We start from the raw sequence: 24,648 nt of genomic DNA on the forward strand, positions 1-24,648 counted from the left end.
ATGTTGTATTTTTTAATCACGATCAAAGTAAGGGGTTGTATTGCTTTCAACACATGCTGCAGCATATAAGTATAAAGACGCGGACCATGTCTGCCAGTCTTCACCCATAGGTTCGCCAGTTTGAGCTTTATACCACTCATTAAAGCCATATTCAAGATCTTTTCTTCTTGATTTTTTAATAAGATCGGTAAGTTGAAACAATTTGCTTACAGCCAATTGGTGTTTGTCAGCCGCAATAAGTGACGCTATGTGAAATGCAGAGATGAATGGCCAAATTCCTCCATTATGATATTCCCCGGGCATATTGTAGCTTTCATAACGGGATATCCAATCTGGGTCTCCCGGAGAAATAAAAGGAAAAAAGTTTGGAGCCAGAGGGAGTGCCAGCTGTCCATTTTTTATCATCAATTCACATTCATCTTCAATCCAGTTTATGATATGATGTCTTCTGTCAACAGACGCAAGTCCTGAGAGAATCGCTATACTATTGCCAAGAAGATCAAATCGTTCACTACTGTACAATTTATAAGACCATAATGAAAAATATGGTTTTCCTTTTATTATCATACCTTCATGCAGGTGTGTGGGATTTTCCGGGGCTGTAATGGTAAAATGCTGCATCGCTTTTTGCACTAGCTCTGCCTGATCATTCAACCCCAATATTTTAAGGTAACTATAAACCAGGGTATTTACATACAAACCATAACCCAAAACCCATTGCTCATCACGCCAATCACTTGTAGGCTGCTGTGCTATAAGATAGTTTTCTGAAGGACTTTGGTATTCCATCCACGTTAATGCTTTTTGGACTTCATTTTCCAGAAAATCTTTTTTACCTGTGAGCTTTCTAAAAACACCTGCAGCCAAAAGGAATAAAGGTGTAGTGTCGCTCGCACCACGATTTTCAGCATCATGAACCATCGAAGGTATACTGCCTTTTATAGATTGGTTTTTTGCAAGCGTATTTAATGTTTTCTCCATTACAGCCAACAAATGTTCATTATTTGTAACTGCGATACCAAATATAGCAAGAAGCAAATCTCTGGTATAGGGTTCAGGATAGCCCCATGCTGCAGTTCTGGGCAGTCCATGGTACGGACCGGCAGAATTGTGCAGCAGCACTTCCAATGCGGCTTTTTTTGCATCCTCGATTTCCTTCCAGTTCCTGGTATCCATGGTCTCTCTGCTATTAGTAAATATTAAGTCTTTCATTGATAATCTTTACAAATTTGGCTGCCACAATTCGATAGTCGAAGTTTTCAACTACATGATCTCGTGCCGCAGCACCCATTTTATTTCGTAAATCAGCACTGCCCATCAATTTTACCAGTGCTTCACTAATATCCTTAACGCTGGCCCGATAATCGACTGTTCGTGGTTTGTCAAAAACAATACGCCTGTTTTCTTCGTAACCGGAATCACCATTTAAAACCACCTCATTAAGTACTATTTTTTGATCGACCCGTGCCAGAAAAGCGGTTTTTTTATCTATCATTGTGTCGAGCAGTCCCATAGCATTGATTCCAATTACGGGTTTGCCGCATGCTCCTGCTTCTACCTGCGGCATGCCGAATCCTTCAAGCCTTGAAGGAGCAGCATATATATCGCAGGCTGCGATGAGGTAAGGAATAAAATCCCTCGAAATTATACTGCTTTGAAATAAGACCTTATTGGTGATTTCCAATTGTTCTGCCAGCTGGAGGTCTAAATTGTTTTGTGTTACGGTTCTGGGCTGCGGCCATACTTTGCAAACGTATTTCCAAGGCGGGAGCTTAGTTTTTGCAAGAGCTTCCATAACCTCACGTGCTCCTTTGGATGCTGCATCGCCTCCAATGGTAAGTATCATTTGCTGCTCGGGCGAAATCCCTAATACCTTCCGGACCGCAATTATTTTTTCATCATTTTTATCGCGAGGCTTAAAACTGTCAGTGTCACAGCCTACCGGTAGTACCTCTATATTATCGGCGGTAATGCCATCCCGTATATACATTTGTTTCACCCAGTTTGAAGTAACAAGTATTAATGGCAGCCGGTTTAAAACATCCTGATAATTGGCAATGTAGCCATCTGCAACCAGCCAGGGAATGCCTCTGATACCATATTTTTGGGGATGAAGAACCAGTTGCGGCGTGTTTCCCCAATAACCCGTTCCTACCACTACATCGGGCTTGAACCATTTGTAATACCATTCTTTTTCAATCTCTGATTCTAAATGTACGGCATGGGCATCGACACCATTGGCCAATAATCCCTTATAAAGAAGATCTCCTTGTGTTGCGAGTCCTCCTGGAGTGGGCGGGTAATCATATAAGACAAGAATTTTCATAATAAACTTTATTTACCAACTATTTTTCTGTGCCTTATTTTAGCACTAACGAATCATGTTATTATTAATTTACTAGCATAAAAAAACATATTGATTTCTGGATGTACAAAATTGTGATTTAATAAAAAGCAAAAATATGATGGAAGTCATTTGTAATGGTGAGCTTGGACACAATGTAAAAACTCCTGTACTTTTTGTTTTATTTATCTGAAACGATAATTCTTTACTATGTTCTGCATCACTATTTCTGCTGATGAAGATCATTTTTCTTAAAGGCTCTTTTTTCCAATTTTGCAATACAATAAATGAAGGTTAAAGAAATAGCCATTCAATGAAATACTGTATTACTATTTTATTTAAAGTCAGGGAATCATGGAAAATAAAGATGAAATTTTGAGAAAAGAAGCGATTGAGGCTTTAAAATGGGAACCGCTTTTGGATTCTAATGAAATTATTGTAAATGTGCTCAATGGAATAGTTACCTTAGAGGGTACTGTAAATACCTATGCTCAAAAAAAAGTGGCAGAAGAGGTTATTAGGAATATTTCAGCAGTGAAAGCAGTGGTGAATGATGTAAAAGTTGAGCTGTATTTTTCAGCCGTTAAAAATGATAAAAAAATTGCCTCTTCTGTTATTTCGGCCTTGAAAGAGAATTGGGCTGTTCCTGATCACAAAATAAAAGTTACGGTTAAAGACGGATGGGTAACTCTAGAGGGTATTTTACATTGGAATTTCCAGAGAAAAGCAGCAGAAAATGCCATTAGGTATCTAAACGGTGTTCGCGGTGTAATTGATAATATAAAGATAGAGGCTGAAATAAAAAACGAATTACGTAAGGAGCTTATCGAAAAAGCCTTAAAGCGCAGCTGGATTCTGGACATCAATAATATCAGGGTGAGAGTTGATGGTAAAACGATATTTCTCAGCGGTATTGTCAGTTCACTCTTCCAGAGAGAAGAAGCTGAAAAGATTGCCTGGAATACACCCGGAGTATGGTTTGTGGATAATGAAATTGTAGTAGAGCCCGACTAATAAATTAATGCAGAAAATGTTTAGAAGTATTTTCTGCTTTTTTACCGGTACAAAGCGAACGGCAGTTTAAAATTAGCATCATTTGATTTTAAATGGAGTTCATTTACATAGAGGTTAATTTTTTTCCATTCCCTTACATTTAGGGCAGCGGTATCTACATCGGTAATCCAGTCAATTCCAGGAAATAATTTCAGACGTTTTGTAATTCTTTTTTTATAGCCAAATGTAAAGCGGTTATCCTGCATTTGAAAATCCACTGTTACATTTTTATTTGCTATGCTGTGATACAAAATGATTTGGGTTTTCCAGTCGCCGTCCCAAGTCAGGAAAGCTTTCGCATAACACAACAGACTAACAAGCAATATAAAAAGTAATCTAGATGGCTTACTTTTTAATTTGCCCAGAATTTGGCCGGTTATAAAAGACAAGGTTACGATCGCTGTAATTATTAATGCTAAATGGATTACTGAATTGTTGATGTATAAAGCAGTGTATCGATTTAGGACCAGCAGTGCTACGGATATTAAGAATATCACATATAGTAAAATGGTTTTCATGGTTTTCAGTTTTAAAATGATTTGAAAGAATAATGCATAAACAAATGGAAATAATAAGATCTTTCGCCGCATAGATTTGAGATTTTTTTAAGCTCCCGGTATCTGAAAAAATATAATTGTTGAACAACTTATACTAATTCTGGAGTTTGTTAAAATTTAAACATTTCTATTTTTCAGACCTTTATTTCAAAGTTTTTAGTATTTGCATCTGGCACTTTATTCAAAATGCTGTCTGATGTTTTTTGACATTTCAATTCCTGAAGCGTTAATCTTGCCATAAGGTAACTTATCGTAGATTCAGCTCCCTGATTCAGGTTAATGCAGTTTTCTTCCAGTCCATCATAACAACCGCCGGTGAAGGGATTGTAAATGATTCGGTTTAAATGATTGCTGCCAAGGAACCAGCTAAAAGCAATTTTTATTTTTTTTCCGTAGCCGAAATTTTTAAAATGATTTTTAAACCTTGCCAAAGCTAATATTGTATAACCTACATCTACAGGCTGCTGCCCGCCTATATTTCTTTTCGAAATTCGGTCATTCTTATAAAGCCACCCTTTGTTTGAGATAACTGTTATACTGTCTTTTGTGAATGTGTTAGCTAATAAAAAATCAAAAGACTCTTTGGCAATGGATTCATATATCAAATCGCCGGTGGCCTTATAAGCACATAGCATTGCTTCGGGAATACTGCTATTGGCATAAGTCAGATAGCTCTCGAACCATCTCCAATTGGGTTTTCTTTCATGCCTGTACATTTGAACAAGACGATTTGCAAGCGTTTTGATTAGTGATAGATTGTCATTTTGCGGGTTAACTTTGTTGTAATAGTATAGCCCTTTGATGGTAAAGGCAGTAGCTCTTGTCGCATAATTAAACTCTGCTGTAGCAATGGCTTTATTGATTGTTTTTATTGCATCTAATTGTAGAGCGGCAGGCAGTAATTTCCCAAGTGAAATCATAAAACCCAATGCCCAGATAGCACGCCCATTTGAATCCTGAAGATTTTCATTTTTTTGATTGGTAAATTCTTCCCTTATGTTGACATAGTTTAAGAAACTTCCATCTTGCTGCTGGCAAAATTTTATAAAATTATAGTATACCGATATAAGAGACAAATCAGAAGATTCTTTCTTCAATTGATAGTGCTGGCATACTGCAATCAGTGCTCTTGCATTATCGTCAAGAGTATAGCCAGAGTTTAGATCTGGTTTGTTGAGTACGCAAAATTGAAGCATTCCAAATGGAGTGGTAATTTTTTTAATATGGCTTAAATTAACCTTGGGTTTTTTATATCGCAATATGGTTTTATCGGTAATGATTTTTTTAAACAGTAAAGCGTGAGCGATTGCCGAGTTTTCCCAGGCAGTTGGAGCTAATTTATGGATACCGTTTAGTGACATATTTTCTCGTACATCTGCATTTTTTAAAAGCCTTATGACTTCGGCAGACAATCTATCAGGGTTACCGAAGTCAATTATAACTCCCGTTCCATCCTGAATTACTTCTTCGGCATGCGGAATAGGAGTGGAGATGACAGGACATCCACAATTCATCGCGTAGGAAAATGTACCGCTGACAGCCTGATTGGGGTCACTGGATGTAAAAAGATAAATGTCTGTGAGCTGTAAATATTCCAATAGTATTTCTAAAGGCAGATAATTGTTAATGAATTTTACATGATTTTCCAGCTGCAGGGAAGTGATTTTTTCGGCAAGAAATTCCCGGTATTTTTCGCCCTCATTTTTAATTACACAGGGATGCGTTTTTCCAATAATCAGAAACAATGTTTTGGGCTCATGTTTTATAATTTCAGGAAGAGCATATAAAGTAGTCTCAATTGATTTTCCGCAGCTCAAAAGACCAAAAGTCGAGAGTATTTTATAGCCCAAAACATCATATTTTTGCTTTAGGATTTTTTTATCTTCATATTTTACCAGATGTGTGCCATGTGCAATGACTGTAATTTTATCACGGTCTATTTTATATGTTTTTTCCAGCAGCCTGGCAGATGTGTTGGTCATCACAATAAATCCCGCAGCTGCCGAACTCATTTTGTCCATCAAGCTTAATGTTTGAAAGTCGGGATTTGGCAAAACGGTGTGCAGCGCTATTAGAATTGGTTTTTTTAAAGATTTTAAAAAATCTAAAAAATCAGTTTCATTATCTTTAAAAAGCCCAAATTCATGCTGCAGGACAATCAGTTCTATAGCTGGATTTTGATTGCAGGTCTGAGAGAGCCTTTGATAAGAACTTTTTATGTCTGTTCTAAGAATATATTTTACAGATTCGCTGTATTGATGTTGCTCGTTCTTGTTCTCTAATGCTGCGACCGTGATTTTAAAAGTGTTTTTAAATTTATTTCTTAACGCCCTAACCAAATCCTGAGAATATGTGGCAATGCCGCATTGTTTTGGAGGAAAGGTGCTGATCATTAAAATTTCAGGCTTTTGTTTATTTCTATCAGCTATTGCTGATTTGATAGATTTTTGAGAATGTTTTTTAAATAGAGGCATTTTTTTGTTGGGAAAAACGATATCTTTTTTCATGTCATTAAAATTCATTGTAGTTTGTTTTTTCTGGTAAGATTTCCGGATTTGCTTCCATTTTTAAGCAATGAAGTTAAAGCATTATAAAAAGGGAGCGTTTTATCTCCCTTTTCTTTTTCTGCTATGGCAGGGCCACATATTTATGCTCAATAGCGAGCTCGTTCTCGACAGACCATATACCAGGGGTTTTCCAGGCTATCTTTTCAGCTAAATCTTTTTGGTACAATGAGGAAACGGATCCCGTCAGGGTCACTCTGGTTCCGTCTGCCTTAACGTGAATATTTTCAGAATGCAGTGTCCAGTTGCTGTCCAAAGCTCTTTCGATATTTTTTTTCTCAAGTTCATTTTGTACCTCAGCTTTAATTTTTATGTGATTGTTGACACCTTTGACACCTGTAAGATGGATCATGGCTTTGGCAGCAGCTTCTTTTTGGTAGTTCCAGGTAACCTGGCCTTCAAGTGTAATCCATCCTTTTTCAACTTTCAGCTGAATTTTATCATCGGGAACATTCCAGGTGTCAATCAGGGCTTTTAATGCATCATTTGCAAGGTCTTCATCTGATTTGCTGCTGTTGGAATATCTAACTTCAATCTCTTCCACTACTGCCTTTACGCCCTCCACACTTTTGGCTGCATTCTCTGCGTCGATTTTTTTAAAATATCCATTTACTGTGCCAAGCAGGGTCACGACCCCGTCTTTGGCTGTTACGCCAATTTCTGCAGCATGAAGCGTTGGTTCCCATTTGATGGCATTTTGCACATCTCTCTGTAAATCTTCATTTGTTTTCATAATACTTTTATTTAATTAATTAAAAAATGGCCGGATCTCAATATGTTTTTTTAATTTGGGTGAAACCTATCATTTTCCAGCAGCAATTGATTTTCTTTTTCGGCTGTTGAATTTTCTTTGGGAACATGTATTTTGAGTATGCTTCTCATTTTTTCTATCTGAGCCGCAGACTCATTAGTGAACAGCATGAATTTCAGGGCCTTTATTTGTGTTCTGTACTTAATTGTCGGCTCCCTCGAAAGCGCAAGGCTGACTAGTGGTATGGCAGCTGCTAAAAGTATTGCCCCGCATACATATATTATGGAAATTCTAAAATAGGGAATACTCATGCCTATGCTGAAATAGAAGAACGAACCGAAGAGCAGTCCGGCGAAGGCAATAGCAAATAAACCAAGGACGCTCCATTTTTCCATTTTATCATAGAGATTATGATATCCCAACACGTTTTGCTCGGTGTAGCAGTCCGTCCCAATAACGCATAGCTTTGTGATATCGTAACCGTTTTGCCTAAGTTTCTTAATTGCTTGTTCGGTTTCCTGCTGTGTCTTATAATGCGCTATTAATAATTTTTTATCTTTCATGGTTTTAGATTTAACAGTTGTTATAATATTGGGCAGCGTAGATGCTTTGCAGATGAAAATCAGCCGCGTATGTAAATTCAGAAGAGATGTGTATTGATGCCGCAGTCAGCTTACTTTTAACTTATGCCGTCGGGTTTTGATTTGTCTGATCCGGACAGCAGACCCTCTGTTTTATTAGGTCCTTTTGTTAATAATTCTAATATTAACAGCGTTTAGATCATTGTTTTTTTAGGTTAAACATCATTTAATTGTTTAATCAAAATTAGTATGGAGCAGTGATATTGGGAATGATGATAATCATTTAACGGTTTGATCTTCATCATTATAATGTTTTTTTTAGGTTTCCTTAAATCAACTTTATATAATATTTACAGCAGGTGTTTTTTTAATGTTCCTTGCGGGAGTGAATTAATGTAAAGAAGGGGGCACAGCATTCTTTGTTGACAATAATTTTACTCATGCACACGGGATAAATTTCTTTTTTATTGTTGCTGTATTTCTTGTTTTGCCGCGTTGATATTTTTAATGCCGTTTATTAAAGCGTCAGAATTAAATGAGATGCTGCTGATTCCTGCCGCTACTAAAAATTTTGTAAAGTCTGCTGAATCACTGGGTGCCTGCCCGCACAGCCCGATTTTCTTATTCATTTTGTTAGCGCTTTGTATCATTTGAAAAATAAGCTGTTTAGAAGCGGCATTCTGTTCGTCGAAAAGATCAGCAATTAAGGCCGAGTCACGATCAATGCCTAATGTAAGCTGGGTAAGATCATTTGATCCTATGGAGAAACCATCAAAGATTTTTCCGAATTCCCCGGCAAGCAGCACATTGGAAGGGATTTCTGCCATTACGTATATTTCCAGACCGTTGCTGTGCTGCTTTAAACCATATTTTTTCATTATGGCGATTACTTTTTTACCCTCTTCAGGTGTACGGCAGAAGGGAATCATGAGTTTTACATTGGTAAGTCCCATTTCTTCGCGCACTACCCGCATTGCCTCACATTCCAGTCTAAATCCCTCACGATAGTTTTCATGGTAATAGCGTGAGGCACCCCTGAAGCCAAGCATCGGATTTTCTTCCTGGGGTTCAAAAAAAGAGCCGCCGAGAAGTCCGCAATATTCATTGCTTTTAAAATCGCTCATTCGTACAATAACCTCTTTGGGATAAAAGGCGGCTGCAATTACTGCAACACCCTGCGAGAGCTTTTCAATCAGGTAGTCTGGTTTACTGCTGTAATTCTGCGTAAGATTGTTCATAAGTGCGCTTTGGGCATCATCGGTAATTCTTTCAGGATGTATGAGTGCCATAGGGTGTATTTTCACATTGTGCGTAATAATAAACTCAAGGCGCAGCAGTCCAATGCCGTCATTGGGGTAGAAGGATAATTGAAAAGCCCTTTCAGGTTCCGAAACAATCAGCTGCACTTTTGGATGTCCTGGCAGGGGCAGCTGATCCAGTGCTGTTGTTGTCTCCAGATATTCCATTTTATCTTTATAGACATACCCTGTTTTTCCCTCAGCGCAGCTGATGGTAATCAGGTCGCCGTCTTTAATAACCTGGGTGGCATTGCCGGTTCCTACTACAGCGGGCGTGCCAAGTTCGCGTGCCACTATGGAAGCATGACTTGTTCTTCCCCCTTTATCGGTAATGATCCCCGCTACTTTTTTAAGTATTGGGTCCCAATCCGGACTGGTAGAACTGGTTATAAGTATTTCCCCTTTTTGGAGTGCCTGAGTGTCTTTAGCAGACAGCAGTATTCTTGCATAACCGCAGATTATTCTATTTCCTATGGCCTCGCCCTGGGTAAGTATGATTCCTTTTTTTTCCAGTTTATAAGAAGTAATAGATAATGGTTTAACTGCTGAATGAACAGTTTCGGGCCTTGCCTGAATGATATAAAGCGTTCCATCCATACCGTCTTTGGCCCATTCAAAATCCATTGGTCTTTGATAATGATCCTCTATGATAAGCGCCCATCTGGCGAGTTTTTCAATTTCGGGATCTTCCAGTACAAACTGGCTGCTCCAGCTTCTAGGGGTTATTTTCAGCACCGTGGTATTTGTGCCGGTTGGATTGTCGCTGTAAATCAGCATTTTGCTTTTACTGCCGAGGTTTTTCTGTAGTATTGCTTTTTTATTATTTTTAAGAGCCGTCTTAAACACAAGGAACTCATCGGGCGTTACAGTACCCTGAACAATGGTTTCGCCTAAACCCCGGGTGCCGGCTATATGCACCAGATCGCGAAATCCTGATTCCGGCTCAAGGGTAAATCCTATCCCGGAGCATCCAATATCGGATCGGATCATCTGCTGGATGCCCACTGAAAGAAATACGGCGGCATGATCAAAACCTTTATCTTCTCTGTACTTGATTGCCCTGTCAGTATAGAGCGAGGCAAAACAGCATTTAACGGCATAAATAAGCGGCATTGTGCCTTTAATATTTAGAAAAGAATCGTGCTGTCCTGCAAAACTGGCATTGGCAAGATCTTCCGCAGTGGCGCTGCTTCTTACCGCTACAGCAAGTTCTCTGCCATCGGATAAGGCACTATAAGCCGATGAAACAGCAGTCTGAAGAGCCAGCGGGAATTTTGCATCAAGCAGCAGTTTTCTGGCCCTCAGGCCAATTTCCTGTAAGTTTGTAAAGTCTTTTTTGTCCAATATTCGCATCAGCCCATCCAATGCAGGGCTCAGGCCATTATATTTTATAAAATCTTTGTAAGCGTTTGTGGTTATGGCAAAACCATTAGGAACCTGAATTCCTTTGGGGACAAGGTTGTTATACATTTCACCCAGCGAAGCATTTTTGCCTCCTACTTTATTGATATCATTAATTCCGATCTGGCTAAATTTTAAGATGTACTTTTTCATTTTAATGGCTTTAAAGCTGTATTAGAGCTGGCTTTTCTTTTACAGTAAAAGTAGTACGGCTGTTATCTGCCAGAAATGACAGCCGTCATGGGATAAGATTTATTTTCAGTTTACGGTCTGGTTTAAAGTGATCTTCGTCATTTTATAAATTCAGCTTTTAGCTGAAATTTGCAGTGAGCTATCAATTAAAGCGGTACCGCAGGCTGAATATAAAATAGCTTATCTGTATTTTTTTTTTGCAATACAGTTTTTTAATTATTTGGGCGGGGTAATTTTAAATAAGTGAACAATGAAAACTAAGAAATCGCAGAAGCAGAACGTAACAGTCTTTGAGAAACTGCGAAAAACCGATACATCCGGCAATGAATACTGGAGTGCCAGAGAACTGGCCAAGGAACTTGGCTACGATGATTATAACCTGTTTTTTTTAGCAGTGCAGAAAGCCATGACCGCATGCGGTAACGCCGGCCAAAACATAGAAACACATTTTAAGCAGGCTGCATTTTTCGGATCAGCCTCCCCTAAAGGGCATAGCGGCAGCGGCGATGTAAAATTATCACGTTACGGCTGTTATCTCACTATCCAAAATGGCGATCCAGATTTAAAACCTGTCGCTTTAGCACAAGCCTATTTTGCCGTGCAGGCACGTTTGGGAGAACTCAGCGGGCTTCAGAAACAGAATAATTTAAAAATAGTAAGGCAGCGAAGATATTTTCTTCGCGGGGAACTTGCTAAACGCAATGTTCAGCTGGCCGGAGCAGCCCGAAAAGCTGGTATTACAAAACCTGAGGATTTTGCGTTTTTTCAAAACCACGGCTACAGGGGGCTTTATGGCGGTCTGGATGTAAAAGCACTGCGGGAGCTCAGGCATCTTGATGCGGACCAGAATGTACTGGATCATATGGACAGCAGTGAATTGGCAGCTAATTTATTTCGTGTGACACAAACAGCGGAGAAACTCAACAGCGATCAGGTGCATAGTATCGTGGATGCCAACAGCATCCATTTTGCTGTGGGATTAAAAGTACGCAATGCAATGGAGGATACAGGAATTGCATTGCCTGAGACCCTCCCGGTTGTGGAGGACATTATGGACCAGGCAGACAAAGAACAAACTTCAGTAAAAACAGTAAAAAAAGAGGGACGATCAGGTAAAAAGTAAACCGGTCTGCTTTTGATGGTGCCCCTTCAGTCATCCCCTTTGAGACAGAATTTAAATTGATGTATACTCGATACGGCTGCTTTGGTCTGTTCCCTTTGGTTTAGTGAAAATCAGGGATTCCTCAATACTGCTGCCCTTATGGCGTAAGAGTTCTTCAAGCAGCTCATTTAAGCTTACAGAAGCACAGGCAATACAGCTGTCAGCTGCCCCGTAATAGATATATAACTTGTCTCCGAATAGGGAAGTCCCCGTTGGGAAGACCACATTGTTGACCGTTCCTTTTAATTCGTGATCCAGATCCGGGGTAATAAGAGCATAAGGCAGGCGTGCAATTTCCCTGAAAGGATCACCAAGATCGAGCAGCGCAGCGCAGGCGCAATAAATATAGCCTTTACCGCTGGTGCTTACCCCATGGTAGATCAGAAGCCACCCTTCTTTAGTTTCAATAGGCGGGGCCCCAGCACCAATATAGCTGATCTCATGGGCAAACTTTGGACGCATTAGGATATTTCTATCGAAATTCAAAAGATAGTTCCTCCAGAATTTCCTGGTGAGTTCCCCGATGGAGGATACCGACACGATTTGGATGTCCGGTCTTATGCGATGCAGGAAATAAAATCTGTTATTAATTTTTCTTGGAAAAAATACCACATCCTTATCCCATATCGGCATTTTTTCAAAAGATGTGCTCCCGGGCCTGCTGTTATGATAGTACTCGTATTTGGCATTCAGGCCGCCCCGGGATGCTGCAAGCAGCTTAAAGGTATGGAAACTAATTTTGGGAACGATGATACCTTTTCTATGGAAGTGAACAAGATCGTTGGATGTTGAAAGACTTCCCAGTGCAGTAATTCCATTATAGGAAGTGAAGGTCAGATAATACAACCTGCCGATATTGACAATACGAGGGTCTTCTATGCCGTGCGATTCCTCTATGGTGCCGGGTTTTAGCAGAGGCACGCAGTTTCTTTTGACAACTTGTAAAGGCCCCTGGAGGCGGCAGTAGCCTATAGAGGAATAATTGCCTGTCTGAATGGCGCGGTAAAGCATATGTAGAGTTTCTCCCTGCTGAAATACCGCCGGGTTGGAAACCCCTTGATTCTCAAAATAGTTTTCCGTTCTTTCAAGAATAATGCCCTGTTTTATTACTGTTATCATAGGTGATTTTTTTTACATTCATTCTGATAGTTTTTATAGGCTTTTCTGCTGTAAGTATCAGCTGTATTTTCTAATAGTGTCCGGGCAGTGCCTGTCAGAGAGCAGTATAATTCTTAAAAATAATGTTGCAGCTTAGATTAATTTAATGAGGTAAATTATCTTTTAATGTTCAGCTCTTGCTCTTATGCCTTTGTTTTTTTTAGCCATAGACCAGCGTCCTGCTTGTCTTTGAGTCTCCAAAAAGCTTCTGCCTTTGGCGTGGTTCTGGCTTCCCAGGTGTCCGAAGAAAAGCCATATATACTGCTGATAATTTCGTATTTTTTATTCCAGGTGCTCTCAGAAAGTACATTATACATATCTGCCTGCTCAATAGCTCTTGGATAATATGTTCCGCCGCCATCAGTATAGGCAAACAGCAGCAGCTGGCTGCAGGATATTTTATCACAATTCCAGAGCTCTATAACCGCAGCACCGATTTCCTCATGACGCAGGTGTCTGGTATATTCCCCCAGAGGGCTGTGGGTTATGATAAGGTCAAAGTGTGTATTGGAGGCTATTGCTTTAAGCAGGATCTGCTGGATTAATTCTTGCGGCTGGGGCTCCTGCTGTGGCCCATCGTCGAGATCCGCCATGGTGCCTTTACTTTCTAATGCATAAACTGCATTATGAAATTTAGCAGCCCTGTCCGTGTCAGAAGCTCTGCAGAGAGATATAATTAAGCAGTCCCAGTCTCGATTTTCAGCCAATAATCCTCCAGCCCATAATGTTTCATCATCAGGGTGGGCAACTATTACCAAAACCTTCATTATCCTGTTTTCCATGGATGCTTTATCAGTACTTAATCTTGTAATGCAAGATCGTTATAAATAAGAAAAACAATAATGACAGGTATCATTTAAAACCGTGATCATAATCACTTGGATATGAAATAAAGTTTTGGAGCGTATAATTGATGAGATGAAAAAAATATAAAAGGCGGCCACGCAAAGTTTCGAAACCCAATTTCAGGAGAGATCCTATACCGTTGTTTTAAAATACTTTAATAAAAACAATGATTTACATCATTTTTGAGACTGATAGCAATCATTTGTTTTTCAATATTCTTTCTTCAATTTTACAGTACTGTAAGGGTCAAAAGTGCTGATATTTCCCTTGTTCCAGTTTAAGGATTATAAAAGAAGAGTTAGTACACAATATCAGGGCAGTTTCCTGTTTTTTTAAGGCTTAATATTCAAAATATTTAGATAAGATTAATTTTTTAATTACTAAAGATTATGAGCTGATACTTCACTGGGAAAATTAAACAAGTAAAAAGATGAAAACAAAATTCTGCATGCTGGCTGTCATTGCATTGCTGATGTACTGCTGCCAAAAAAAAGATTGGACAGATCCAAACGAAAATGAAATAGAGATAGATTCAGCTGAAATCTCAGGCATCAATGATAATCTGCTTAGAAAGTGGTTCTCATTGAATAGAGAATCTGACAGTATAATTAAAGACGCACAGCTGCTTATTGATCAGCGCAGAGAGCAGGTTGAATTTCATCCGCAGGATGAGCGCGAGTATATCAATACCTGCATAGAAGAAGCCCAGCTGCGGCTTGACCTATTGAAGAAAAAAGTGAAATTTACTAAAGAATTTGCAGCTGGCATTAAACATTATGACCCATCCCTGCAGTATACCATTGACTCATTGGAAGAAGACTATGTCAGAGAAAAATATAAACTGGAAGATGCATTAAGACAGTTAAGATAGTAAAGAAGCATTGTCACTGCAATTCTTATTGTTATTTTTGCTTTAGGCTAAAAATATATAGATTACACGTTGTTTTTGATAATTTTAAAAATTGTTTCTGCATCTTTTTTGCCGCATAGTGCTGTTCCTTTATTCATTGCGGCAGCCGTTCCGCAGGCCACTGCAAAGCAGAGTGATTTCTCAAGGCTGTTTCCTTTTGCAAGGGCATATACCATCCCTGCAACCATACTGTCTCCAGCCCCTACGGAGCTTTTTACTAAAACCTTCGGGGGCATAACTCTAAAAGACTGGTTTCTGGTTACCAGAACAGCTCCTTTTGACCCAAGTGATACAACGATTATCTCACAACGGCCCAGTGCTAAAATTTTTTTAGCGGCCTTTTCTGCCTGTGAAGCCGGTATTGTTTTTCTGTTTGATAAATAAGCCAGCTCTGTAAGGTTTGGCTTTATCATAAAGAGTTCGTTTTTTAAAACATTTTTTAACGCAGGGCCTGATGTGTCAACAATGAATTTAGCACCTTTTTTCTGGGATAGTGCTGCCAGACGTATAAGTACAGTGGCGGAAATAGTTGCGGGCAGACTGCCGCTGGCTATAATATAATCGATATCCTTTATATTTTCTACGGCCTTAAGGCACGCTCTGCATTCTTTTTCTGAGAGTTCAGAAGCAGGCATGCTGAACCGGAATTGCCGGCCTGTAGATTGCTCGTCTATTACAAGATTTTCCCTGGTTTCATGCCGGGCCTCGATGATCATCGAAGGCACGTTTTGCTTTTCCAGCAGGGTGTTGAAAATTTTTCCATTACAGCCGCCGGATGGGAAAACTGCCAGAGCCTCTATTCCGAATTTGTTCAGCACCCGGGCAATATTAATGCCGCCCCCGCCAGGTTCTGATTTTAGATTGCTGCATTGGAGTTTCTTTTCAGGCACTAAGTTTTCAACCTCAGCACTTTTGTCAATACAGGGACTGAAGGTGATGGTGATTATTCTGGACGTCATAATTTTAAGAAAAAAAATGTTAATAATATACTTTTGCCAGCAGCTGCCTGCTGGAAATCAGCATTCATCTCCTGCTGTATTGCTTTAGTTCTCCTATTTTAGTAATTTGACTTATCAGAGTTACTGCAGCTCTTTGCAATAAAGGATTACCGCCTGCACATTTTGCTATGATTGTAACGACTTACTGCATGATGTAATAAAAATCAGCTGTTTTATCTGATATCATAAATCACTTCTAGTATTTTTCTGCAGCCGGGAATAAAAGGGCCGGATCAAAATTAACCCATGGAGCTGCAGGTTTCTATTTTTTCTTTTTGTATCCCCAGATTTCCATATGCGCTCTTTCATGCTTGCCGTTGGGCAGTGTCTTGCAGATAAAGGTCATTTTACTCAGTCTGCGTTCAGCTGAATCAAATTTGATAAGCTGGCTTTCTCCATTTGCCGCTAGAGTATTGTTGACTGTAATTTTATGTGGGGCTCCTTTACTGTAGTGCAGCTCTGCGCTTACCAGTTCAATAAGGGTTTCCTTGACCTTAAAATTTAACTGTGCAAATTTATTGCGGCCATTACCAAAACCTGATCGGTTTCCTTTTTTAAACTCACCGTGGTTTTTCCAATTTTATGCCAGCCTTCTTTTGTGCTTGTCATCACCTCAGCTTTCTGGGCCTGCAGCGTGCTGCATATGCCGGTGCCAAGCAGCAGTATGGCCATAATTGTTTTTTTATTTTCGCTGTCTCTTTAAAGATTTATCATGCGAAGTACTTTATTTTTCTATAAAGCGCAAATGATGTCTGTTACTTTTATTGATGATGGTCATCATTAATTAAAAATTTATAAATAAGCATAAATTGGTTATAACGGCAAAAGCTGAATAAAACTTATACAGCCTTTCTAAGTCTCATGGCTGAGTTCGGGTTTTTATTTGGCTGTCAGCAAAAATGTGAAACCCTGGATTGGAAATCACCAAAAATCAGCAACCAATAAGTTCTTCCGCGCGTAAAGCCGTGATCCCGATCAATAAAAATAGTGACAAGGGTCATAGGTTCTAAAACTGTATTGTTTGAATTTTACTTAAAATAGTTTTTGAGTGGATGTAAAATATTGGGGATCAGTCCTTTTTTTATCAAATAAATCCGCTGATTTGGAACAGGAGAAAACGGCATATCAAAATTATAGGCATTTTTAGAGTTATAATGGCAGACCAGCCGGTCTGTTTAATTTAAGTTTCCCCAAGTGAAAAATAAATCCAGAAAGCGATATTAAAATTTTAACAATGAAAAATAGAACAATAAAAACAGCGGGCGTATTGATCAGCCTTTTTTGTTTAATGATAAACCTATATTTTTTTTTACATCAGGATGATTATTCTCAAGCAATCATAAAAATAAATATTGCGGCCGCCTTTTTACTTTTGGTAGTTGTAATTCTGCCGGCCATTTTAAGACGACTAAAAAAATGAAAAAAAATAAAAAATTAGGGTCCGCTTTTGTTGAGGGCTGGAAAAAACTCGGGCCGGGACTTGTTACCGGGGCGAGCGATGATGACCCCTCAGGCATAGCTACCTATACACAGGCAGGCGCTGCATACGGGCTATCCACATTATGGACGGCCCTTATTGCATTTCCCCTGATGGCTGCAATCCAGCAGATGTGCGCCAGAATAGGCCTGGTTACCACGCACGGCCTTACGGGAACCCTTAAAAAACATTATCCCAGAGCTGTATTGTACCTGATGCTGGTTTTCAGCTTTCCTGCCATTATAATGAACATAGGGGCAGACATTGCAGCGATGGGTGCTGTGGGAAATTTATTGTTTCCTGCTGTTGATGCGGGTTATTTCAGCGTCCTCTTTACAATAATTCTTTTAGGGCTGATAATCTATCTGCCTTATCAGAGAATTGCCTCGGTCTTAAAGTACCTCTGCATTGTGATGCTGGTATATTTTATTGTCCCGTTTTTATACAGGCAGGATTTTGCTGCAATCCTCAAAGCTACGTTTATTCCCGACATTAAGCCCGATAGGAAGTTTCTGTCCATTATAGTAGGGATACTCGGCACCACTATTTCACCTTATCTTTTCTTCTGGCAGGCATCGGTGGAAGTGGAAGAACGCACGGCAAGGCACCTGATTGTAAACAAAAAAATAATCCGTCAGATGAATAAGGATATCGATTTTGGAATGGCAGTTTCAGGTTTTGTGATGTACTTTATTATTCTAACGGCGGGCACTGTTTTGTTTAAAGGCGGCATCAATCAGATTGAGACCGTGGAGCAGGCCGCCTTGGCGCTAAAACCATTGGCAGGAAATCTGGCTTATCTTCTCTTTGCCGCAGGGGTTATCGGTACTGGGTTTATTGCAATTCCTGTACTGAGCGGTTCGATTTCCTATATCATTACCGAAACATTCGGCTGGGAGCAGGGACTTGGAAAAAAGTTTCATGAAGCCAAAGCATTTTACGTTATAATAGCCGTTTCACTGCTTCTTGGTTTATCTTTGAACTATATTGGAATTACTCCCATTGAGTCATTGATTTATACCGCTGTTCTCTACGGTCTGACTGCCCCTGTGCTGATTGCCATGATCCTGCACATAGCAAATAATAAAAAAATAATGAAACGCAATGTCAATGGATGGATTGCAAACAGTATCGGTTTTGCGGCATTAATAATTATGACAGCCGCCGCCGGGGCATTAGTTTATATGCAGTTTTGCCAGCACTAAGGCTTCCGCTGTTTTCTTATATGCAATATCCTGTATACACATAGGGGACGGTATCTTTCCTCTGTGCAATTTTCACAAATAATGAAGAAGCGGAGAAGGGGGGATTTACCTGATCAGAAAAGACAGTCAGCACTGGGACATGTCCTACAGAAATTTTGTAAAATTATTGCACCCCATGATGATAGAAGACGATCAGGACGACAGGGATTTCCTTCGGGATATTTTCGAGAGTCTTGATTATCCCAACCTGATTGTCTTTTTTTAAGATTCTTGCATGGTGCAGGGCTACCTCTTAGATGCAAAAAAAAATCCTTTATGATTATTTCCGATATTAATATGCCCAAATTTAATGGCTTTGAACTAGGGGATAAAATACTTCAGGACAGGGTAATTAGTTATAACTATTTCATTCATTAAGCCAATTCTCCTATTGCCGGTTTCTGCAGTTGGCATAGGAATATTTGGATGCAAGGAACTTAGCGATCCAAAGGAGATAGAGAATCTAAAACAGAGAAATGGAGAAATAAACAGTTTATTTAAGAAAATAAGCTCAAAGAAATATCCTGTAATTGAAGTTGCCGTTACTGATGTACCCTAAACTCGGAGATTATTACGCTGCCAAAACAATTGGGATATTGGCTTACCAATGGGGATATGCACCAGTAAGGATGGAAGTAACAATGCGTGAATATGTGAAGGTTCCAAATCCAAAACCTACAACCAGCTACAGAGCGCCTTTAAACCAGATTGGCTGGGCACGAACTCTTCCAACAGCTGGAGCTGCAGATTTGGCAACCGCAAACAATGATACTTTTTATTTGAGCACTGTGGTAGATTTAAAAGAGCCAATGGTTTTAATAACGCCCGATACCAAAGACCGTTATTATGTTGTTGATGTTTTTGATATGTATCAAAATCTTATAAGTTATATAGGGAGAATAACAACGGTAACTAAACCGGGGAAATTTGCCATTGTACCTCCGGGATGGAAAGGAAAAATACCTCAGGGAGTAACCAAAGTGATAATCAGTACAACTCCAAAAGTATGGCTTTGGGGCAGATTAGGTGGTAAGGAAGGAGAGGATATGTTGATAAACGGGTGTTTAAAAAGAGTAAAAGGTAATATTTTGCATGGTTTTTCCTAAAATATTTTTTATTTTTACATATATAACTGTTACACTGATTTTATTCGATCGTTTGTCGATTTACAAGCTTATATTTTATATATAAACATTGCAAATTTGTAAATTGTCTTATATTTTAAGTAAAATATAATTTTATGGCGATGCAAAACGAAATGTCGAAGAGATATATCTACATAGCTGATGATGACGAGGATGACAGAGCAATTTTAACCGAAGCAATCCTTGAGGTTGACCCCTTTGTACTTGTAAAAGTGGCTGAGGACGGAATGCAGATGATGGATATACTTCAAACGGTATCCGATCCGCTTCCGGAAGTTATTTTACTTGATATAAATATGCCTAAAAAGAATGGTTTAGACTGTCTGGAAGAGATACGGAAACATGAAGGAGATCTAAAAGAAGTGCCCGTTATAATACTCTCAACCAGCAGCGATCCTGCCAATATAGAAAAGGCCAAGGAACTTGGGGCCTCGTTTTATGCTGTAAAACCAAACCGATTCGATATACTCAAATCATTCCTTGAAGAAATTTTAAAAATGGACTGGAGCTCGTCTGAAAACAAAGACAGGAAATTTAGAATAATATAATATTTAATCTTATTTTTTTGAAATTACCGAGGTGTAAATTAGACCGATGACATTATTTTTTTAGCCTTAATATGTCCATTACAGGATTTTCGGACCTTTGAGCCCTTTCCTATAGATAAGAATCTGCCTGCCTAATAGGAAGTGTTACTGTAAATTCAGCACCATTGTTTTTTTCTCCAGTTGCACGGATTGCACCATTATGTCTTTTTGCTATTTTTCTGCAAAGGGCAAGTCCAAGGCCGTTTCCTTCAAACTCGTCTTTAGAATGCAGTCTTTCAAATGCATTAAATATCTTCTCGGCAAAAACAGGATCCAGACCAATACCATTATCCTTGATTTTTATTTCAAGTAATTCAATCCCATCCTCATTATTTATAACATCAGCAGTTATTACTACGCGTGGAGGCTGGTCTGCTTTTGAAAATTTAAGGGCGTTATGAATCAGGTTATAAAAAAGCTGATGGATAAGTATTGGTGCCCCCTCAATATCGGCAAGTTCACTTATGACCAGAATGGCCCCTTTTTCATTAATTATGAGTTCCAGATCTGTTTTTATATTTTGAATAACCTCGTCAAGATTTATTTTTTTAACAGGCTGTGTTTTTTTATCCAAGGTCGAATAAGCAAGAATACCTTCTATAATGGTCTGCATTATTTGCACTGACTGATCTACTTTATTCAAGTATATGATGGAATTTTCATTAAAGATGGTTTTGGATTCATTTCTTAGAAGGCTGTTGAAAGTTTTTATTTTTCTGACGGGTTCCTTCAGATCATGACTGACAACATTGGCAAAATGCAGCAGATCATCATTGGATCTTTGCAATTCCATTGTACTTTCCGCAACCTGTTTTTTTAACTCTTCTTCAAATTGTTTCTGCTCGTGGATATCCTGTATAATTCCGATAATAGTGGTAGGATTTTCATTTTCGTCTTTGATGATTTTACCATCAATTTTCACCCAGCGAATAGAACTGTCATCGTTTACAATTCTGGCCTCATAGGAAATTTTACCTGTAACTTGCGCAGCTTCATGTGCTTTTTCTCGCAGAGCCTGATCTTCGGGATGAAGTTTTGCAATAAGCTGTTCATTGACGATTTCATCTTCAACTGGCCAGATGGAATTAAAATTTCCGCGGGTTGCTATTTTTTTTGTGGAAAGGTCAATTTCGTATGTGCCCATACCGGACGATTCGATAGCCATCCTAAGCCTTTCATCTGATTTTTGTAACTCTTGTTTGGCCTGATGCAGATCAGTTACATCTGCTCCGGTATTCATGACCCCGTAAATATTGCCCCTTGTATCTGCAAGGGGTAGAAAACTATAATTAAAAAAATGTGATTTCATCTCGCCATTTATCACCAGATCAACTTTTTTGTCCTTGGCGTGAAAAGCAGTTCCGGTTTTAAGGACCGTAAGTGCCTGATCAAAGATCTGCTGGTTTTGAATTTCCGGAAGAATATCGAGATAATTTTTTCCTATTACACTTTGTCCTTTACCCCAGGTTAGGATCATTGCAGGGTTGGCAAGTTCAATTTTCAGGCTTGGACCTGTATATACTGCAATAGGTAAGGGAAGTATTGTCCACTATATCTTTTAAAAGCTTTAAATCATAGTACATGGCAGTTTATTTATTAAGCGAATCTAATTTATATTTTTGAGTATGTGCTTATACGAATATCCAAAAGACTTTCACAATTCCAATACTTAATGGATTATTTTTTAGATATTTTATTATTGGTAATGGAACGCTGAAGACTGCACTTAAAACGTTTAATGCCCTAAGTGCGCATTGCAGAATGTTTTGTTTTACAGTTTTCGACACGTTTACGCCATAATTTATAACTACTAAACTTTAATTCATTTTTCATTAAAACTTTTACATCAGCTTCAGATAAATTAAACTGAAACTTTATGGCGTCAAATGTTGTTCTGTCTTCCCATGCCATTTCAATAATCCGATCTAGTGCTATATCAGAGAAATTAGGTTTTTCCTTTTTCATAAACTCTTCATTTTAATGCTAAGATAATTAAAGTAATATTTTTTTGTTTAATTATTTTTAAAAATAGTTAAACAATTTTGTATCTTTAACAGAGAAAGTACCTCAAATTTTTTAAGCGAAATAATCATTATGAAATTTAAAAGATGAATAAAATTTTAATTATAGGAGGAAGCAAAGGAATAGGAAACGCTATTATACAGCAGCAGCTCAAAAATAATCATGTATATAATATCAGCAGAAGCAGTCCTGGAATTTCTCATCCTAATTTAGTTCATTTTTCTTTGAATGTGCTGCAGGATGAATTGCCGGATATTGATGTTATAGATTCTTTAATTTATTGTCCGGGATCGATTAATCTTAAACCTATTTTAAATTTAAGTATTGATGATTTTAGAAATGATTTTGAAATTAATGTAATTGGAGCCGTAAAGGTTATTCAGAAGTATTTGCCGGCTTTAAAAAAAGCAAAAAAGCCCTCTATTGTTTTATTCAGTACCGTTGCTGCAAAATTAGGAATGCCATTTCATGCCAGTATAGCAACTTCCAAAGCTGGTGTAGAAGGACTTGTGAAATCGCTTGGTGCAGAACTTGCAAGTGTTGTGCGCATCAACGCGATTGCGCCCACGATTACCGAAACTTCTTTATCTGCATCGATTTTGCGAAATGATCGAATGAAGGAAAACATGACAGAAAAACATCCTATGAAAAATTATCTAATGCCGGATGAAGTCGCGCACATGGCAAATTATCTGATTTCTGAAAATGCAGGATCCATTTCCGGTCAGGTTTTCGAAATGGATTACGGATTGGTAAGCTTTAAATTATAAAGAAAAAATCATGAAAATTCTTTTAACAGGTGCAACAGGTTATATCGGCAAAAGACTTTTGCCGCTGCTCATCGATCAGGGGCATGATGTTATTTGTTGCGTAAGAGATAAAAACAGGTTTTATTTTCCTGAAACAATCGCACAGAATGTACAGGTTATCGAGGTCGATTTTCTAAATCCGGAGTCGCTCGCCAATATTCCTTTAGATATTGATGCGGCTTATTATTTAATCCATTCGATGTCTGGCGCAGCAGCCAATTACAATGAACTCGAAAGTATTTCTGCGAATTATTTTGTCGAAAAAATGAATGAAACAACGGCAAAACAAATCATCTATTTAAGCGGAATTGTTAATGACAAATCATTATCTAAACATTTATCTTCCAGAAAAGCCGTAGAAGATATTCTGATGGCAGGAACAATTCCCTCTACGACTTTAAGAGCCGGAATAATCGTAGGATCGGGAAGTGCTTCTTTTGAAATAATTCGGGATTTGGTTGACAAACTGCCTGTAATGATTACACCTAAATGGCTCAATACGAAATGCCAGCCGATTGCCATTACAGATGTTTTAGAATTTTTGACCAAATCATTACTGAATCCGGTAACCTATAACCACAGTTTTGATATTGGCGGACCAGATGTACTGAGTTACAAAGAAATGCTGCTTCAGTTTGCAGAAGCAAAAAAACTGAAAAGATATATTTTTACAATTCCGGTAATGACACCAAAATTATCCTCATACTGGCTTTATTTTGTTACATCAACTTCTTTTAAACTGGCATCGGCACTAGTTAGCAGCATGAAAGTAAAAGTCGTTTGCAAGGATAACAGAATTAATAATCTTTTAAATGTAAAACCCATAAGCTACAAACAGGCGCTCGACAGGGCTTTGATCAAAATAAATGAAGATGATATTGTTTCGAGCTGGAAGGATTCTTTAATAAGCGGAAGATTTAAAGGAAATCTGGCACATTATCTTAAAGTTCCAAAAAAAGACTGTTTTATAGACCGAAGAAAAAGAGAAATTTTAGACCGGGAATTTACAATTGAAAAAATCTGGTCGATTGGCGGAGAAACAGGCTGGTATTATGCAGACTGGCTTTGGAGTATGCGCGGCTTTATGGATAAAATTTTTGGAGGAGTAGGAGTAAGAAGAGGAAGAACGCATAAAAAAACGATTTTTCCGGGTGATGTTTTAGATTTTTGGAGAGTTGTTTACGCCGATAAAAAACAAGGAAAACTGATTTTATATGCCGAAATGAAATTACCCGGTGAAGCCTGGCTCGAGTTTAAAATCATTCACAATACCTTGTATCAAGCTGCCACTTTTAGACCTCAGGGAATATGGGGAAAATTATATTGGTATTCGGTTTTGCCTTTTCACGGTTTTATTTTTAATGGGATGATTAACAAATTGATTCGCTAATATTTTGGTTGGAATAAAACTCCAAAAGACCTAATTAGTAATGAAGTCTTTTGATTTTTTAGATGTTAATTTCCACTTAAGAGGAACTACAATTGTACAAAAAATTGCTGATTAGATTCCATATAATTGTACGCCGGGTTTCGAGTATTATCTTCTAGT

General features: G+C 38.5%; 20 protein-coding genes and 1 pseudogene. 8 read left to right on the plus strand and 13 right to left on the minus strand.

The features are described 5' to 3' along the window. Positions 1 to 12: 12 nt before the first annotated feature. The gene (locus QLQ96_RS13790; RefSeq protein WP_482491192.1) at positions 13 to 1,212 is read right to left on the minus strand and encodes a glycoside hydrolase 100 family protein; all 1,200 of its coding nucleotides are present in this window, start codon (positions 1,210 to 1,212) and stop codon (positions 13 to 15) included. Beyond that, positions 1,190 to 2,326, minus strand: coding sequence for a glycosyltransferase family 4 protein (locus QLQ96_RS13795; protein ID WP_482491193.1), 1,137 nt, complete (start codon positions 2,324 to 2,326; stop codon positions 1,190 to 1,192). The genes QLQ96_RS13790 and QLQ96_RS13795 overlap by 23 nt, the downstream gene beginning before the upstream one ends. A 372-nt stretch (positions 2,327 to 2,698) precedes the next feature. On the opposite strand from QLQ96_RS13795, the gene QLQ96_RS13800 reads away from it, so the two are divergent. Then, positions 2,699 to 3,358 carry a BON domain-containing protein gene (locus QLQ96_RS13800; RefSeq protein ID WP_482491194.1) on the plus strand — a complete coding sequence of 220 codons (660 nt, stop codon included), beginning with the start codon at positions 2,699 to 2,701 and terminating at the stop codon, positions 3,356 to 3,358. Positions 3,359 to 3,399: 41 nt separating this feature from the next. On the opposite strand, the gene QLQ96_RS13805 is transcribed toward QLQ96_RS13800, so the two are convergent. The 5 genes from QLQ96_RS13805 to ppsA form a co-directional block, all read right to left on the minus strand. Continuing rightward, the gene (locus QLQ96_RS13805; protein WP_482491195.1) at positions 3,400 to 3,915 is read right to left on the minus strand and encodes a hypothetical protein; all 516 of its coding nucleotides are present in this window, start codon (positions 3,913 to 3,915) and stop codon (positions 3,400 to 3,402) included. 173 nt (positions 3,916 to 4,088) lie between these two features. Then, entirely contained in the window at positions 4,089 to 6,461 is a 2,373-nt protein-coding gene (locus tag QLQ96_RS13810; protein WP_482491196.1) for a glycosyltransferase, read from the minus strand. A 121-nt stretch (positions 6,462 to 6,582) separates the two neighbouring features. Further along, positions 6,583 to 7,251 carry a BON domain-containing protein gene (locus tag QLQ96_RS13815; protein ID WP_482491197.1) on the minus strand — a complete coding sequence of 223 codons (669 nt, stop codon included), beginning with the start codon at positions 7,249 to 7,251 and terminating at the stop codon, positions 6,583 to 6,585. A 50-nt stretch (positions 7,252 to 7,301) separates the two neighbouring features. Then, the gene (locus tag QLQ96_RS13820; RefSeq protein ID WP_482491198.1) at positions 7,302 to 7,832 is read right to left on the minus strand and encodes a hypothetical protein; all 531 of its coding nucleotides are present in this window, start codon (positions 7,830 to 7,832) and stop codon (positions 7,302 to 7,304) included. 482 nt (positions 7,833 to 8,314) lie between these two features. Further along, a complete protein-coding gene (ppsA, locus tag QLQ96_RS13825; protein WP_482491199.1) occupies positions 8,315 to 10,702 on the minus strand; it encodes a phosphoenolpyruvate synthase in 2,388 nt (795 codons plus the stop codon). Positions 10,703 to 10,991: 289 nt separating this feature from the next. Between ppsA and dinD the strand changes: the two genes are divergently transcribed. Continuing rightward, entirely contained in the window at positions 10,992 to 11,864 is an 873-nt protein-coding gene (gene dinD / locus QLQ96_RS13830; protein WP_482491200.1) for a DNA damage-inducible protein D, read from the plus strand. Between the two features lie 51 nt (positions 11,865 to 11,915). On the opposite strand, the gene QLQ96_RS13835 is transcribed toward dinD, so the two are convergent. Together QLQ96_RS13835 and QLQ96_RS13840 are read right to left on the minus strand one after the other, a co-directional pair. Beyond that, the gene (locus QLQ96_RS13835; protein WP_482491201.1) at positions 11,916 to 13,022 is read right to left on the minus strand and encodes a glycoside hydrolase family 130 protein; all 1,107 of its coding nucleotides are present in this window, start codon (positions 13,020 to 13,022) and stop codon (positions 11,916 to 11,918) included. Positions 13,023 to 13,204: 182 nt separating this feature from the next. Then, positions 13,205 to 13,843, minus strand: coding sequence for a PIG-L deacetylase family protein (locus tag QLQ96_RS13840; protein WP_482491202.1), 639 nt, complete (start codon positions 13,841 to 13,843; stop codon positions 13,205 to 13,207). A gap of 494 nt (positions 13,844 to 14,337) precedes the next feature. Between QLQ96_RS13840 and QLQ96_RS13845 the strand changes: the two genes are divergently transcribed. Continuing rightward, positions 14,338 to 14,778, plus strand: a complete 441-nt coding sequence (locus QLQ96_RS13845) for a hypothetical protein (RefSeq protein WP_482491203.1) — start codon at positions 14,338 to 14,340, stop codon at positions 14,776 to 14,778. A 62-nt stretch (positions 14,779 to 14,840) separates the two neighbouring features. Here QLQ96_RS13845 and QLQ96_RS13850 read toward each other — a convergent pair whose 3' ends face one another. Together QLQ96_RS13850 and QLQ96_RS13855 are read right to left on the minus strand one after the other, a co-directional pair. Further along, entirely contained in the window at positions 14,841 to 15,776 is a 936-nt protein-coding gene (locus QLQ96_RS13850; RefSeq protein WP_482491204.1) for a 1-phosphofructokinase family hexose kinase, read from the minus strand. Between the two features lie 540 nt (positions 15,777 to 16,316). Then, the gene (locus tag QLQ96_RS13855; protein WP_482491205.1) at positions 16,317 to 16,487 is read right to left on the minus strand and encodes a hypothetical protein; all 171 of its coding nucleotides are present in this window, start codon (positions 16,485 to 16,487) and stop codon (positions 16,317 to 16,319) included. Positions 16,488 to 17,231: 744 nt separating this feature from the next. On the opposite strand from QLQ96_RS13855, the gene QLQ96_RS13860 reads away from it, so the two are divergent. The 3 genes from QLQ96_RS13860 (at position 17,232) to QLQ96_RS13870 (ending at position 20,229) form a co-directional block, all read left to right on the plus strand. Further along, entirely contained in the window at positions 17,232 to 18,497 is a 1,266-nt protein-coding gene (locus tag QLQ96_RS13860) for an NRAMP family divalent metal transporter (protein ID WP_482491206.1), read from the plus strand. Positions 18,498 to 19,084: 587 nt separating this feature from the next. After that, positions 19,085 to 19,642 carry a DUF1254 domain-containing protein gene (locus tag QLQ96_RS13865; protein WP_482491207.1) on the plus strand — a complete coding sequence of 186 codons (558 nt, stop codon included), beginning with the start codon at positions 19,085 to 19,087 and terminating at the stop codon, positions 19,640 to 19,642. A gap of 134 nt (positions 19,643 to 19,776) precedes the next feature. Continuing rightward, positions 19,777 to 20,229: a response regulator gene (locus QLQ96_RS13870; RefSeq protein ID WP_482491208.1), complete on the plus strand. Its 453-nt coding sequence runs from the start codon at positions 19,777 to 19,779 to the stop codon at positions 20,227 to 20,229. A gap of 109 nt (positions 20,230 to 20,338) precedes the next feature. On the opposite strand, the gene QLQ96_RS13875 is transcribed toward QLQ96_RS13870, so the two are convergent. Both QLQ96_RS13875 and QLQ96_RS13880 read right to left on the minus strand, forming a co-directional pair. Further along, on the minus strand, positions 20,339 to 21,811 hold the full coding sequence (locus QLQ96_RS13875; protein ID WP_482496971.1) for a PAS domain-containing sensor histidine kinase: 1,473 nt from the start codon (positions 21,809 to 21,811) through the stop codon (positions 20,339 to 20,341). Between the two features lie 134 nt (positions 21,812 to 21,945). After that, positions 21,946 to 22,233 (minus strand): annotated as a pseudogene (locus QLQ96_RS13880) (TIGR03643 family protein). A 143-nt stretch (positions 22,234 to 22,376) separates the two neighbouring features. Here QLQ96_RS13880 and QLQ96_RS13885 point away from each other — a divergent pair. Beyond that, on the plus strand, positions 22,377 to 23,060 hold the full coding sequence (locus QLQ96_RS13885; RefSeq protein WP_482491209.1) for an SDR family NAD(P)-dependent oxidoreductase: 684 nt from the start codon (positions 22,377 to 22,379) through the stop codon (positions 23,058 to 23,060). A 10-nt stretch (positions 23,061 to 23,070) separates the two neighbouring features. Beyond that, on the plus strand, positions 23,071 to 24,489 hold the full coding sequence (locus QLQ96_RS13890; RefSeq protein WP_482491210.1) for an SDR family oxidoreductase: 1,419 nt from the start codon (positions 23,071 to 23,073) through the stop codon (positions 24,487 to 24,489). Positions 24,490 to 24,648 lie beyond the last annotated feature (159 nt).

This window comes from Flavobacterium sp. B167r (assembly GCF_056824315.1).